The organism is Pseudorhodoplanes sp. (assembly GCF_035565795.1).
GTDB lineage: Bacteria > Pseudomonadota > Alphaproteobacteria > Rhizobiales > Xanthobacteraceae > Pseudorhodoplanes.
On the sequence record NZ_DATMRV010000015.1, the window covers coordinates 1 to 13,194 of the forward strand.

General features: G+C 63.6%; 13 protein-coding genes and 1 tRNA gene. 10 read left to right on the forward strand and 4 right to left on the reverse strand.

Annotation, left to right across the window (positions count from 1 at the left end; translation table 11 throughout):
• From VNZ93_RS01155 to VNZ93_RS01185, 7 genes are all read left to right on the forward strand, one after another.
• Nucleotides 1-1,147 (forward strand): NAD(P)/FAD-dependent oxidoreductase (locus VNZ93_RS01155; protein ID WP_325698867.1); only part of this gene is annotated, 1,147 nt, incomplete at its 5' end.
• Complete coding sequence (gene soxX, locus VNZ93_RS01160; RefSeq protein ID WP_414709942.1) at nucleotides 1,144-1,590, forward strand: sulfur oxidation c-type cytochrome SoxX; 447 nt, start codon at nucleotides 1,144-1,146, stop codon at nucleotides 1,588-1,590. The genes VNZ93_RS01155 and soxX, both read left to right, overlap by 4 nt.
• A 3-nt stretch (nucleotides 1,591-1,593) precedes the next feature.
• Nucleotides 1,594-2,058 carry a SoxY-related AACIE arm protein gene (locus VNZ93_RS01165; protein ID WP_325698869.1) on the forward strand — a complete coding sequence of 155 codons (465 nt, stop codon included), beginning with the start codon at nucleotides 1,594-1,596 and terminating at the stop codon, nucleotides 2,056-2,058.
• Nucleotides 2,058-2,387, forward strand: coding sequence for a thiosulfate oxidation carrier complex protein SoxZ (gene soxZ / locus VNZ93_RS01170; protein WP_325698871.1), 330 nt, complete (start codon nucleotides 2,058-2,060; stop codon nucleotides 2,385-2,387). The genes VNZ93_RS01165 and soxZ overlap by 1 nt, the downstream gene beginning before the upstream one ends.
• Nucleotides 2,384-3,178 carry a sulfur oxidation c-type cytochrome SoxA gene (soxA, locus tag VNZ93_RS01175; protein WP_414709943.1) on the forward strand — a complete coding sequence of 265 codons (795 nt, stop codon included), beginning with the start codon at nucleotides 2,384-2,386 and terminating at the stop codon, nucleotides 3,176-3,178. Before soxZ ends, soxA begins: the two co-directional genes overlap by 4 nt.
• Nucleotides 3,179-3,286: 108 nt before the next feature.
• Nucleotides 3,287-4,837 carry a hypothetical protein gene (locus tag VNZ93_RS01180; RefSeq protein ID WP_325698874.1) on the forward strand — a complete coding sequence of 517 codons (1,551 nt, stop codon included), beginning with the start codon at nucleotides 3,287-3,289 and terminating at the stop codon, nucleotides 4,835-4,837.
• Between the two features lie 211 nt (nucleotides 4,838-5,048).
• A tRNA-Arg gene (locus tag VNZ93_RS01185) sits at nucleotides 5,049-5,125 on the forward strand.
• A 60-nt stretch (nucleotides 5,126-5,185) separates the two neighbouring features.
• Here the strand turns inward: VNZ93_RS01185 and VNZ93_RS01190 are convergent.
• From VNZ93_RS01190 to VNZ93_RS01205, 4 genes are all read right to left on the reverse strand, one after another.
• Nucleotides 5,186-5,425 (reverse strand): hypothetical protein, encoded by a 240-nt coding sequence (locus VNZ93_RS01190; protein ID WP_325698877.1) that lies wholly within the window; start codon nucleotides 5,423-5,425, stop codon nucleotides 5,186-5,188.
• A gap of 143 nt (nucleotides 5,426-5,568) precedes the next feature.
• Complete coding sequence (locus VNZ93_RS01195; protein ID WP_325698879.1) at nucleotides 5,569-6,069, reverse strand: aromatic-ring-hydroxylating dioxygenase subunit beta; 501 nt, start codon at nucleotides 6,067-6,069, stop codon at nucleotides 5,569-5,571.
• Complete coding sequence (locus VNZ93_RS01200) at nucleotides 6,066-7,421, reverse strand: aromatic ring-hydroxylating oxygenase subunit alpha (protein WP_325698882.1); 1,356 nt, start codon at nucleotides 7,419-7,421, stop codon at nucleotides 6,066-6,068. The genes VNZ93_RS01195 and VNZ93_RS01200 overlap by 4 nt, the downstream gene beginning before the upstream one ends.
• A 111-nt stretch (nucleotides 7,422-7,532) precedes the next feature.
• Nucleotides 7,533-8,498 carry a GlxA family transcriptional regulator gene (locus VNZ93_RS01205; RefSeq protein WP_325698885.1) on the reverse strand — a complete coding sequence of 322 codons (966 nt, stop codon included), beginning with the start codon at nucleotides 8,496-8,498 and terminating at the stop codon, nucleotides 7,533-7,535.
• A gap of 135 nt (nucleotides 8,499-8,633) precedes the next feature.
• On the opposite strand from VNZ93_RS01205, the gene VNZ93_RS01210 reads away from it, so the two are divergent.
• Genes VNZ93_RS01210 through VNZ93_RS01220 form a run of 3 tightly spaced genes read left to right on the forward strand, consistent with a single transcriptional unit; the run spans nucleotide 8,634 to nucleotide 13,146 of the window.
• On the forward strand, nucleotides 8,634-9,884 hold the full coding sequence (locus VNZ93_RS01210) for a sarcosine oxidase subunit beta family protein (RefSeq protein WP_325698888.1): 1,251 nt from the start codon (nucleotides 8,634-8,636) through the stop codon (nucleotides 9,882-9,884).
• Between the two features lie 8 nt (nucleotides 9,885-9,892).
• Nucleotides 9,893-10,177, forward strand: coding sequence for a sarcosine oxidase subunit delta (locus VNZ93_RS01215; protein WP_325698891.1), 285 nt, complete (start codon nucleotides 9,893-9,895; stop codon nucleotides 10,175-10,177).
• Nucleotides 10,177-13,146, forward strand: coding sequence for a sarcosine oxidase subunit alpha family protein (locus tag VNZ93_RS01220; RefSeq protein ID WP_325698894.1), 2,970 nt, complete (start codon nucleotides 10,177-10,179; stop codon nucleotides 13,144-13,146). The genes VNZ93_RS01215 and VNZ93_RS01220 overlap by 1 nt, the downstream gene beginning before the upstream one ends.
• Nucleotides 13,147-13,194: the final 48 nt, after the last annotated feature.

Here is a 13,194-nt window from a genome sequence, read left to right on the forward strand (position 1 = left end):
CGGCGGGACGAGCTGCGCGCGTGCGCTGCGCAAGATCGATCCGAAGATTGCCGTCACATTGGTCGTATCCAATCCAGTTTATACGGCGCCGCCGCACAGCAATGCGATTCTCGGCGGACTGACAGACCTGAAGTCCCAGCAATTTGGCTACGATCATATCAAGGCGCTGGGCGTCGAGGTGGCTTTGTCACCCATGGTCGGGATTGATCGGGGGAAGCGCCGTCTTCTGCTCGGCAACAACCAGAATCTCACGTTCGATCGCCTCGTGGTGTCGCCAGGCATCGCGTTTCTGCCGAACGCGCTCGAGGGTTACGACCAGACTGCAATGACTGCGATGCCGCCCGCCTTCACCAGCAACGGTGAAATCGACGTGCTGCGTCGTCAGCTCGAGGACATGAACGATGGCGAGGCTGTCATCATCACTGTGCCAGTCAATCCGGCACGTTGCCCGCCAGCGCCCTACGAACGTGCCAGCCTCATCGCGCACTATCTCAAGGGAAAGAAGCCGCGGTCCAAGGTCATCATTCTGGACGCGAAGGAAAGCTTCACGATGCAGAAGCTGTTCCAGGCGGCGTGGAAGGAGCTTTATCCCGGCCTGATCGAATGGGTCGGCCTGTCTGATGGCGGCGCGCCCAGGTCGGTCAATGTCGCGACGAAAATCGTCGCGACGGATTTCGACAAATACAAGGGCGGTGTCGTCAACGTCATTCCGCCGCAGAGGGCAGGGAAGGCCGCGGACATTGCCGGCGTCGCCGACCGCACCGGCTGGTGTCCGGTCGATCCGCTGACTTTCGAATCGAAGCTGCACAAAGGCATCCACGTCATTGGCGATGCGGCAATCGCAGGCGCGATGCCGCGCTCGGCATCCGCCGCGCAATCGCAGGGTACGATCTGTGCTGCCGCGATTGCCGTGTTGCTTGCGGGGCGCGCGCCTGCGACGCCGACCCTGAAGAGTTCATGCTTCAGCCTGATCGCACCGGATTACGCGATTTCCCAGCGCGGAACTTACCGCCCATCCGAGGGGCAATATGTCGAGGCCGAGCCGGTGGTCATCAGCGATGCCAGCGAGCCGCGCTCCGTGCGCGCGAGGGAAGCGCGTGAAGCTGTGGACTGGTTCCATCGGATTACGCGGGAGTCGTTCGGGTGATCCGTCGCGGCCTTCTCACTGCGGGTGTCGTGGCGGCCGGCTGCGCGGCCGCGAACGCGCAGGAACAGCTCGTGCCGTACGAGGTTGTCGACCATGCGATCCCTAAATCACTCACGGGCAAGCCGGGGGATCCCGTGAACGGGCGTGCGCTGGTGGTGAAGCGCGACAATACGTGCCTGCTATGCCACTCGGGTCCGTTTCCCGAGCAGCGCTTCCAGGGCAACCTGTCGCCCGACTTGAGAGGCACTGGAACACGCTGGACGGAAGGAGAGTTGCGGCTTCGCATGGTCGATGCCACGCGCCTCAATGCAGCTACGATCATGCCGCCGTTCTATCGCACCGAGGGGCTAACCCGCGTCGCCCGCAACCTGCGTGGCAAGCCCATCCTCAGTGCGTCGGAGATCGAAGACGTGGTGGCGTATCTTATGACACTCAAGGAATAGCCGATGGAGCGAACACCGCTATCGCTTGCAACGACACGGCGACTCTTTCTCGCGGGGGCCGGCGCGCTGCTGGTCGTCCGCCCCGCCGGTGCAACGCCGGAAACCATGGCCGCTGCCATCCGCCAGGTCACCGGCGGAAAGCCGGTCACGCCGGGCAAGGTCAAGCTCACCATCCCGCCGCTCGTGGAAAACGGTAACGCCGTTGCGGTGACGATTTCGGCCGACAGTCCGATGACGGAGAAGGATCACGTCACCGCAATCCACCTGTTCACCCAGAAGAACCCGTTGCCGAACGTGATCGGCATCCGGCTCGGCGCCCGCGCGGGCAAGGCGGAAGTGTCAACCCGCATCCGGCTCGCCGATACGCAGCAACTCACGGCACTTTGCGAGATGTCCGACGGGACCTTCTGGTCCGATACTGCCGATGTCATCCTCACGCTCAGCGCCTGTCTGGAGGATCCGGTCTGATGGCTGTCCCCGCACGCACTCTCATCAATGTGCCGCCCAAAGCTAAGCGCGGCGACGTCATTCTCATCCGGACACTGATCTCGCACGTGATGGAGAACGGCTTTCGCGTCGACAATATGGGCAAGCCGATTCCGCGCAACATCATCACGTCGATGGTGTGCACCTATAACGGCGAAGAGATTTTCAACGCCACGCTGCATCCGGCGATATCGGCCAATCCCTTCATCACGTTCCACACTGTCGCGACCGAGAGCGGAACGATCGCGTTCAAATGGACTGGTGATAACGGCTTCGAAGCGGAAGCGTCCGCAAGCATATCGGTCGAATGAACCTGCCGGGTGTTCTGTATGTCTTGATGCTCGGCGCTGCGACACTTGCCGTGAGCGCTCTTGTCGGCGCGCGCGCCGAGATCCCGCTCGATCAGCGGCGCTCCAGCTATGAAGACATGAGCCGCGACACCAGGGCGATGCAGGACGACGATATGTCCAATCCCGCGATGCTGGCGGTGCTCGACGGCGAAGCGCTGTGGAACGCGAAGGGCGGCGCTTCGGGCAAGTCCTGCGCCGATTGCCACGGTGACGCGCGCAGCAGCATGAAAGGTGTCGCCGCACGCTATCCGGCGTTTGACGAGCCGACTGGCGTTCCTGTCGATCTCGAACAGCGCATCAATCTGTCGCGCGAGCGCGACCAGAAGGCCGCGCCGTTCCGCTATGAGAGCGCGGAGTTGCTCGCGCTCACTGCCTACATCGCGCTGCAGTCGAGGGGGCAGCCGATCGATCCGCCAAAGGACGCACGGCTTGAACCATTTCGCGAACGGGGACGCGCTTCGTTCAATCAGCGGATCGGCCAGCTGAATCTGTCCTGTGCGCAATGTCACGACGACAATTGGGGCAAGAGTCTCGCCGGCAACATCATTCCGCAGGCGCATCCAACCGGCTACCCGATCTACAGACTGGAATGGCAAAGCCTCGGCTCGCTGCAGAGGCGGCTGCGCAACTGCATGACCGGCGTGCGGGCGGAGCCGTATGCCCTCGGCGCGCTCGAGTATGTCGAACTCGAATTGTTCCTGATGTGGCGTGCGCGCGGAATGGCGCTGGAGAGCCCCGGCGTCCGGCCGTGAGCTTGCGACGTCCATTCGCGCGACATTGACCCCGGTCTCGTCAGTGCGGTTCACAAGAAGGCGCAATTGCACTACAACGGTTCCGACGAGAGCAGACGGGACGGTGCAATGAATCGGTCGTTCGCAGCAGCGCGCGGCGTTATCGTTTTCCTCGCATTCTTGGTGCTGGGTCTGGCCGCGCTGATGTGGTGGCTGTTTGACTCCGGGCGCCTTCAGGACATCGTCGCCCGGCTCTCGAATAAGCCGCCGGTGGAACAGGCGCGGCCGGCGGCACCGGCGCCAAGCCCAGCTCCTGAAAAGTCGGCGTCCAGGGCGATCACCGAGGCCAATCAGGCTCTGAAGGATCTGGGCGACCGGCTTGCTCCGTCGGCGCCCGCGACTACGGATGCCGGGCCATCTTTCGATGTCGCGCGGGTGGAACAGGACGGCGAGGCGGTGATCGCGGGACGGGCCGCGCCCGGGTCCTCGGTCGAATTGCTGGTCAGCGGACAGGTCCACGATCGAACGACGGCGGATGCATCAGGCGCTTTCGTTTTCGTTCCGAAGCCGCTGCCGCCCGGGAGCTATGACATCACGCTACGCGCGACCCGACCGGACGGAACCGTGATGGTGTCCAAGAGCGCAGTGGCCGTGACATTGCGCGCGAAGGACGCGCCGGCCGTCGCGACCCTGAGTACTCCGAAAGCACCGGTTGCTACGCCACAGGTGGCTTCGCCGGCCACGCCTCAATCGAAACCTCGGGACGACGTTGCGACGAAACCGGCATCGAAGGATGGCGAGATTCGCATTGAGACGATTCGCCCGGAAGACAATGGTGGGCTGTTCGTATCCGGTCGCGCTGCGCCGGGTGCTCAGGTGCGGCTTTACATGAATGACGGCTATATCGCGACCGGTACGGTCTCGCCGGAAGGACGCGTGTCGTTTTCGATCCGCAGCGGTGTCCGAGCGGGCGACTATCGCATCCGGCTGGAGCAGATGAACGCTGCCGAGACGGTCGTGTCGCACGTGGAAACGCCGTTCCGTGTGACCGCGTCGATGGCTGCTGTGACTCCCTCCGCGCCACAAGCGCCACAAGCGCCGCAGGCGCCCGCTGCGTCTGAATCGACTGCGACGCCAAAACAGGCGGAGTTGGGGCCGGCCACGAAAGCGGCGGTCGCTTCACCGGCGCAATCGCCCAGCGCGACGAATGACAAGACCGCGCTTGTGGCATCGGGACCGTCACAAGTATTGTCGCCGTCGCGGTCGGCCGCGACCGAACCTGCGCCGAAGGCTGTAAGCGAGCCCGCGAAGGCACCGGTTGGGGAGAGTGCGAAGCCGGTTCAGGCCGCGTCTCCCGCCGTACCTGCCGGTGGTCCGGTCGTCCAGCGCGACAAGAGCGATGCATCGGTGAGCCAGCCAAGCGCGCAGAAGCCGGTGACGGCCACTTCGCCCGTCGTTCCGAGCACGACGCGCGACCGGCGCGACACGGTTGTCGTTCCCAGCATCGAGACGAAGCTGATCGTTCGTGGCGACAATCTGTGGCGCATCAGTCATGCCACCTACGGTTTGGGCCAGCGCTACACGCTGATTTTCGGAGCCAACCGGGACAAGATCCGCAATCCCCACCTGATCTATCCCGGTCAGATCTTCGTGTTGCCGAACGCTTCTCCGAAGCAATAGGGCGTCTCTGAACCTGTTGGAGGCCTCCCAACCATCGCGCCTGCCGAGCCCAATGGTGGAGCGCGGGGGAAACAACTCGAACGTACAGGCCTCGGTGGCGTGATCGGGCGCGTCAAGGCCGCCTTCGACGGGAGCTGGTTCAGTGAGCAACCGTCACCGGGTCATTTTCGGTGTGACGTGTCGCGGTCTTATGCTACATCGCGCGTCGTGCGGTCCCGTAGCTCAGCCGGATAGAGCAGCGGTTTCCTAAACCGAAGGTCGGAAGTTCGAGTCTTCCCGGGACCGCCATTGAGTCCGGGCTGCGCTCCTGTCGTGCGCTTGATCCGGCAGGGGCCGCCACCGGCCGGTTCACCCGGGGAGCATTCCGGTCAGCCACGGTATTGTCAGCTTTGCGGCCTCAATCGCTGACGCTTCATCCGCAAAAGTCTGCGCCGCGTAGCCGCCTGTTGTGAACCATCCGGCGTTGTCCTCGACGTCACGACGGTATTCCTCGAAGCCGAATGTACCTTCCGCGCGCACGAATATGTCGACGCAATGCGAGGCATCCTCGTTGTTGACTGAGAGGAGTACGCGTTTGTCTCGTTGCATTCACGGACCGACGTGATGTGACGTCCTTCAATGCGATACGATAATCAGGAGGGGGAGCCAACGCACCTCACGCACCGACCCGGCGGCTGCGAAGGTTGCCGCGACCGGGTGGATGTGTCTCGTCCGAGCCGGCCGCCATACCGTCAGAACGGCACCACCAGCCCGTCCATCGGGGCGTCGCAATTGACGAGGTCGATCCGCTTGAACGCGATGCGGATGTCGCCGCCGGTGGTCACCAGATCGTGCCAATAGGTGCCGGCGAAAAGCCGCTGCTCCTCGCGCCTGTATTCGACCAGAACGAATTTCGAGCGCACCTTGGTGGTGGCCCCGTCCACGCCTTCGACGGTCACATTGGTCACCATCCGGCTGGTGCGCGAGCGTGGCTCCTGCGAATAGATGCGCGGGCTTGCGAGTCGGCGCACGCGCGTCTCCAGCAGACGGCGGTCGTCATACATCAGCGAGACGGTATCGAGCGGGCTCTCCTGATTGGCGACACTCGGCACCCAGTAATGCGCCTTGTCCGTGAACAGGCCGAGCCATTCGTCGAACCGCGCGTCATCCAGCAGGCGGGCTTCGTGAATGAGGAAGTCTTCGCACTGACTGCGAGAAAGGCCGGTGGCAAGTTTCGATGCTGTGGCGGTCATGCGCTGGCCTTGATCGCTTGAGCGGAGGCATCATCGCCGAGCATGTAGCTGCGCCAGGCGTCGAACATGTTGCGGATATAGACTTCGCTTGTTGAATTCTTGCCTTTCAGGCCGCCGAACTCATCGCGGACGTCAGAGTGATAGCCGCGGCCGATCTCGATCCATTCGGCGCCTTCGCTGTGCAGGCCGATCCCCACGCGATTGTAGATTTCCAGATCGTCGGTTAGCACCAGCGAGCCGGTGCCGTTCACGATATTGGCGAAGCTGATGGTGTTGCGGAACATCTGCTCCGGCGCACCTTTAAGGCGGAAATTGTAGGTGCAGACCACGGTGCGGTTCACCGAAATGGGATGCACCACGCGAAGCTGCTGAAACGAGCTCATGAAGGAGAGGTTTGGATAGAGGTTCGAATTCCAGCGGCGGACTTCGAGGATGCGTTTGACCTCGTCCTTGCCTTTCTTCGCCTCCAGTACCGCGATGTATTCGCGGAACAGCGGGTCTTCCATCGAGGCAATCAGCTTCTTGTCGTCGTGATAATCGCCGAGATAGGAGTGGCCGTTGGGATAGGTCCAGATCCCGACCTGATTTTCCCAGAACGAGTAGGGCGCGCCGTTCTGGCGCATCTGGCGGATCGCGATCTCGCCGGTGCCGTCGGAATAGACGTCGTCGCTCTGTTGCTGCGCCGCGTCGATCGACGAGCGGTGCGTGAACCACGGGTGCGCGGCGTCGCAGAGATTCTCGAGATACAGCTTCCAGTTCGCATTATAGGCGTGGCGGAACACGCCGCCCGCCACTTCGATCTCGCCGTCCGGCGCGCGATCGACCATGTCGTCTATCGATGTCGCCATATGGCCGAGATAATCCTTCAGGCTCTGGCCGGTTTTAGCCTGGCTCATGAAGATGAAGCCGCGATAGCTTTCGACCCGGGGTACCTGCGTCATTGCGGTCCGCGGACTCTTGGTATCGAAATCCTGCGGATAGCCATGATTGAGCGGCACCGCCTTCAGTCGTCCGTCGAGGTGATAGGTCCAGCCGTGATAGACGCACTGGAATTCCTTCGCATGCCCGCAATCGGATGCGACCACCATCGCGCCGCGATGGGCGCACTGGTTGTGCAGCACGCGCAACTTGCCGCTCTCGTCGCGCGTAACGACCATCGCCTTGCGGCCGACCTGCGTCAGGAAGTAATCGCCGGGATTGCGCACCTGGCTCTCGTGGCCGACGTAGATCCAGGCGACGCCGAAGATGCGCTCCATCTCCAGTTCGAAGATCGCAGGGTCTGTGTAGAGCTTGCGGTGGACGCGCGCCGGTTGAACCGCGCTTCTGAGTTCGTCAATGGAGGGCGTCTGCATCGAAACTCCTCGCCGCTGGTCTCGGATACGTCGAATGGCGCCCGACAAATAGAACGATACTAAAGAGTATCGTTTGGTTCAAGGGCTCGTCTGGTGAGCTATTGCGCCCGCTTATTCCGGCTCCCGGATCGCGTCGCGGTCCCGTCGCGGGGATTGCCCATAGCGTGCGCGATAGGCGCGCGAGAAGTGACTGCCGTTGGCGAAGCCGCAGGCGATGGCGATTTCGAGCAGCGGCAAGGCGGTCTCGTGAACCAGCGTGCGTGCGCGATCGAGCCTGATCTTGAGATACAGGTCTCCAATGGTGGTGCCGAGGTGGTTCGCGAACAGCCGTTCGAGCTGACGCACCGATAGTGCGGTCGCTGCAGCCAGTTCGTTTCGCGACAACGGCTTCTGAGTCCGGTCTTCCATCGCCTTCAACGCCTCCAGCAGCTTCGGATGCGCGACGCCATAACGCTCGCGCAATGTGAGCCGCTGCGGTCCGCTGCCGGATCGCAGTTGCGTCTGCAGAAACCATTCGCTGACGGCGGCCGCGAGTGCGGAGCCGTGCTCGGCGGCAATGATCGCGCGCATCATGTCGAAGCCGGCAATGCCGCCGGCGCAGGTCAGGCGATGGCGGTCGATCTCGTACAGTGTGCGCCGCGTATCGAGCTGCGGGAATTCCTCGCGGAAGCCGGCCATGTGCTCCCAGTGGATCGTGCAGCGATATCCATCCAGCAGTCCGGCGCGCGCGAGAATATAGGGACCGCCCGAGACGCCGCCGATACGGACGCCGCGCCGCGCCAGCTTCCGCAGCCACGACAATGTCCGCGCATTGCGGTGAAGCGCCGGATTGCCTCCGGCGCAGACCAGCAGCATGTCGAGGTCGACATCGTCACCGATCGCGTGATCTGCCGCGATCGCAAGTCCGCTGGACGCCTCGATCGGCCGGCCCTGACCCGAGACATGCCGCCATGTGTAAAGCGATCGCCCGGACACGCGATTGGCTGCGCGCAGCGGCTCGACCGCCGACGCATAGGACAGAAGCGAGAAGCTCGGGATCAGGAGAAAGCCGACCTTTCGCGGCGCGTCGGTTTTCATCGGTGCTGGGGCCTGAAAATCCGGCTGGGTGACGCGTTCAGGCAAGAATGCGTCGTTTCTGGACAATAGTCTCGATCGCGTCCGGTGATCAATATCCGCCATGCGGCGCGGGCCGCGAAGCGGCGGCGGACATCCTTGCGCTATTCGGCACTCAGCATTCTCACACAGGCCTTTCGCGGCAATCGCGGCTGGCGGCCGGTCTGGCGCGAGCCCGAGCCGAAGCCCTCCTATGACGTGATCGTTGTCGGCGGCGGCGGTCATAGTCTCGCGACCGCCTATTATCTCGCCAAGAACCACGGCATCACCAATGTCGCCGTGATCGAGAAGGGCTATCTCGGCTCCGGCAATGTCGGGCGAAACACCACCATCATCCGCTCGAACTATCTCTTGCCCGGCAACATCCCGTTCTACGAACATTCGATGAAGCTGTGGGAGGGCCTCGAGCAGGACCTCAACTACAACGCCATGGTCAGCCAGCGCGGCGTGCTGAACCTCTATCACTCCGATGCGCAGCGCGATGCCTATGCGCGCAGAGGCAATGCGATGCGGATGCACGGGGTCGATGCCGAGTTACTCGACCGCGATGGCGTGAAGGCGCTGGTGCCATTCCTCGATTTCGACAATGCGCGGTTTCCGATCCAGGGCGGGTTGATCCAGCGGCGCGGCGGCACCGCGCGGCATGATGCGGTGGCGTGGGGTTACGCGCGCGGCGCGGACCAGCGGGGCGTCGATCTTATCCAGAATTGCGAAGTCACCGGCATCCGTATCGAAGGCGGCCGCGTCACCGGCGTCGATACTACGCGCGGCTTCATCGGCGCGCGCAAGGTGGGCCTCGCGGTGGCGGGCAATTCATCGCGGCTTGCGGCGATGGCGGGGCTTCGGTTGCCGATCGACAGTCACGTACTGCAGGCCTTCGTGTCGGAGGGGCTGAAGCCGCTGATCGACATCGTGATGACCTTCGGCGCCGGACATTTCTATGTGAGCCAGTCGGACAAGGGCGGCCTCGTCTTCGGCGGCGATATCGACGGCTACACGTCCTATGCGCAGCGCGGAAACCTGCCGGTCATCGAGGACGTGATGGAAGGCGCGATGGCGGTCTGGCCGGGTGTCGGGCGCATTCGCGTGCTGCGGCACTGGGGCGGCATCATGGATATGTCGATGGACGGCTCACCGATCATCGACCGCACTCCGGTGGACGGCCTCTATCTCAATGCCGGCTGGTGCTATGGCGGCTTCAAGGCGACGCCGGCATCCGGCTTCTGCTTCGCGCATCTGATCGCGCGCGATGAAATGCACCCCGTCGCGACGGCCTATCGTCTCGATCGCTTCGCGACCGGCGCGGTGATCGACGAAAAGGGCGCCGGCGCCCAGGCCAATCTGCACTAGGGCATCCGATGCGAATTCCCTGTCCTTATTGCGGCGAACGCGACCGGCGCGAATTCACGGTGCTCGGCGATGCCGATCCGGTGCGGCCGAACGGAATGGACGCCGATGCCGGTGCGATGTTCGAGTACGTTTATCCGCGCACCAACGCGGCCGGCCCTGCTCGCGAGTTCTGGTATCACGGCTCAGGCTGTCACGCTTGGCTGGTGGTGGAGCGCGACACGCGCACACACGCAATCAATAAGGTCATAAGCGCCAGACAAGCCGCGCTGTCGCGCGAACAGGGAGGCGCCTGATGTCGTATCGCCTCCCGTCCGGCGGTCGCATTGACCGCTCGCGGTCGCTGCAATTCAAGTTTGATGGCCGAAGCTATCGCGGTTTCCAGGGCGACACGTTGGCCTCGGCTCTGCTGGCGAACGGCGTGCAACTGGTCGGCCGCTCGTTCAAGTATCATCGGCCGCGCGGCATTCTCTCCGCGGGCAGCGAAGAGCCGAACGCGCTTGTCGAGTTGCGGAGCGGTGCGCGACGCGAGCCGAACACGCGTGCAACGACCGTCGAACTCTACGATGGTCTCGAAGCCGCCTCCCAGAATCGATGGCCGTCGCTGCGTTTCGACCTGTTGTCGCTGACAGCTCCGCTCTCACCCTTCATGGGCGCGGGCTTCTACTACAAGACTTTCATGTGGCCGGCGGCGTTCTGGGAAAAGCTGTACGAACCGCTGATCCGCCGCGCTGCGGGACTCGGGTGCGCCGCCGGACTGCCGGATCCTGATCGTTACGAGAAGGCGTTCCTGTATTGCGACGTGCTGGTGATCGGCGCGGGTCCGGCGGGACTTGCCGCTGCGCTCGCCGCTGGCCGTTCCGGTGCACGCGTCGTGCTGTGCGACGAGAGTTTCGAATTCGGCGGACGTCTCCTGTCCGAGCGGCGTGAGATCGACGGCGCGCCAGCCGATGCGTGGCTCGCCGCGGTGAAGGCTGAACTGGCCTCGATGCCCGAAGTTCGGCTGATGCCGCGCACCACGGTGTTTGGCGTATATGACGGCGGCACCTATGGCGCACTCGAACGCGTCGCCGATCATCTCCCCGAGCCGCCGCCGCATCAACCGCGCCAGCGCTACTGGCAGATCATCGCCAAGCGCGCTGTGCTGGCGTCCGGCGCGATCGAGCGTCCGATCGTGTTTGGCGGCAACGACCGTCCCGGCGTGATGCTGGCGGGCGCGGTGCGTACCTATATCAACCGTTTCGGTGTTGTGCCCGGCCGGCAATGCGTCGTTGTCACGACCGGCGATGACGGCTGGCGCACGGCTTATGATCTGCAGAGCGCTGGCGCGAACGTTGCGATCGTCGACGCGCGAAAGAGCGTTGGTCCGGCTTTGCTGGCCAAGGCTGACAAGGCCGGCATCCGGGTTCTGCTCGGTGCGCAGGCCAAGGCCGTACACGGCCGTATGCTGGTCGCCGGGCTCGACGTGGTCCTTGAGAGCGGCGCGACCGAATATCTGCCGTGCGATCTCGTTGCGATGTCCAATGGATGGAATCCCGCCATCCATCTGACGACGCATCTTGGCGGCAAGCCCGCATGGGACGCGGCGCGATTCGCATTTCTTCCGCCGCAGGCTCTGCCGCCCGGGCTGTCCGTCGTCGGCGCCGCCAGTGGCGAGTATGGGCTTGCGCGCGGGCTGGAGCAGGGCGGAGCGGCAGGCGCATCCGCGGCGCAGGACTGCGGATTCGATGCTGTGCCGTTGCCGCAAATGCGGGCTGAGGACGATGGCCGTGATGCCTCCCCGGTCTGGATGCCGGTGACGAGCAAGAAGGCTTTCGTCGATTTCCAGAACGACGTGACTGCGTCCGACGTACAGCTCGCACACCGCGAAGGCTTCTGCGCGGTCGAGCATCTGAAGCGCTACACGACACTCGGCATGGCGACGGATCAAGGCAAGACCTCTAATGTCGCCGGCCATGCAATGATGGCTGCCCTGTGTGGCGTCGACATCGCACGTGCAGGCACGACGGTATTCCGGCCGCCCTACACGCCGGTCGCGATCGGCGCGCTTGCGGGTCATCATCGCGGCAAGGATTTCCGCCCGTATCGCCTGACGCCGTCGCATGATTTTGCGCGTGAGCAGGGCGCCGTCTTTGTCGAAACCGGCCTTTGGCTGCGTGCGCAATATTTCCCGCAAGCTGGCGATCGCGACTGGCTCGATGCCGTGGTTCGCGAAGTGAACGCGGTGCGCAGCAGCGTTGGCGTCTGCGACGTCTCGACGCTCGGCAAGATCGATATCCAGGGCGCGGATGCGGCGGAGTTCCTGAACCGCGTCTATATCAACGGATGGACCAATCTTGCCGTCGGCAAGGCGCGCTACGGCCTTATGCTGCGCGAGGACGGCTTCGTCATGGACGACGGCACGACCGCGCGGCTCGGCGAAACGCATTTCGTGATGACCACCACGACCGCGAACGCGGTGCGTGTGATGCAGCATCTCGAATTCTGTCATCAGGTGCTGTGGCCGTCGCTCGACGTCCGGATGGTCTCGGTCACCGAGCAATGGGCGCAATACTCGATTGCCGGGCCGCGTGCGCGCGACGTGCTGCGCGGTGTTGTCGATCCGCAATACGATCTGTCGAACGAGGCGTTCCCCTATCTCGCTTCCGGCGCTGTGACGGTGGGCGGCGGCATCGCAGCGCGCCTGTTCAGGATTTCGTTCTCCGGCGAGCTTGCCTACGAGCTTGCGGTTCCGGCCTCATACGGCAATGCGGCGATCCGTGCGATCATGGAGGCAGGCAAGCCCTACGGCATTCGTCCGTATGGAACCGAAGCGCTCGGTGTGATGCGGATCGAGAAGGGTCATGTTGCCGGCAACGAGCTGAATGGCCAGACGACCGCGCGCGACCTCGGCCTTGGAAAGATGATGTCGGGCAAGAAGGACTATATCGGCCGCGTCATGGCGGCGCGGCCGGCGCTGCTGGATACCTCGCGACCGCGCTTTGTCGGCTTCCGTCCGGTGAACACGGCAGACCGGTTGCGCGCTGGCTCGCACTTCGTTTCGGCCGGCAAGCCTGCAACGGCGGAGAATGACGAAGGGTTTATGACCTCGGTCGCCTATTCGCCGACACTTCAGCACTGGGTTGGACTCGGTCTCCTGCGCAACGGTCCGGAGCGGGTCGGCGAGGTTATTCGATGCGTTGATCCGCTGCGCGGTGAAGCGATGGACGTCGAGGTCTGTTCTCCCGTCTTCGTGGATCCGAAAGAGGAGCGGTTGCGTGTCTGAGCGGCGTACCCCATGGCAGCGGAAAGGCGCCTGGGAGGGCATTGCCAC

Excerpts from the sequence above, each read along its gene's own strand:
- VNZ93_RS01215 (WP_325698891.1), top strand. The coding sequence starts at position 9,893 with ATGCGAATTCCCTGTCCTTATTGCGGCGAACGCGACCGGCGCGAATTC.
- VNZ93_RS01205 (WP_325698885.1), bottom strand. The coding sequence starts at position 8,498 with ATGAAAACCGACGCGCCGCGAAAGGTCGGCTTTCTCCTGATCCCGAGC.
- VNZ93_RS01195 (WP_325698879.1), bottom strand. The coding sequence starts at position 6,069 with ATGACCGCCACAGCATCGAAACTTGCCACCGGCCTTTCTCGCAGTCAG.
- VNZ93_RS01200 (WP_325698882.1), bottom strand. The coding sequence starts at position 7,421 with ATGCAGACGCCCTCCATTGACGAACTCAGAAGCGCGGTTCAACCGGCG.
- VNZ93_RS01165 (WP_325698869.1), top strand. The coding sequence starts at position 1,594 with ATGGAGCGAACACCGCTATCGCTTGCAACGACACGGCGACTCTTTCTC.
- VNZ93_RS01190 (WP_325698877.1), bottom strand. The coding sequence starts at position 5,425 with ATGCAACGAGACAAACGCGTACTCCTCTCAGTCAACAACGAGGATGCC.
- soxZ (WP_325698871.1), top strand. The coding sequence starts at position 2,058 with ATGGCTGTCCCCGCACGCACTCTCATCAATGTGCCGCCCAAAGCTAAG.
- VNZ93_RS01220 (WP_325698894.1), top strand. The coding sequence starts at position 10,177 with ATGTCGTATCGCCTCCCGTCCGGCGGTCGCATTGACCGCTCGCGGTCG.
- VNZ93_RS01180 (WP_325698874.1), top strand. The coding sequence starts at position 3,287 with ATGAATCGGTCGTTCGCAGCAGCGCGCGGCGTTATCGTTTTCCTCGCA.
- soxA (WP_414709943.1), top strand. The coding sequence starts at position 2,384 with ATGAACCTGCCGGGTGTTCTGTATGTCTTGATGCTCGGCGCTGCGACA.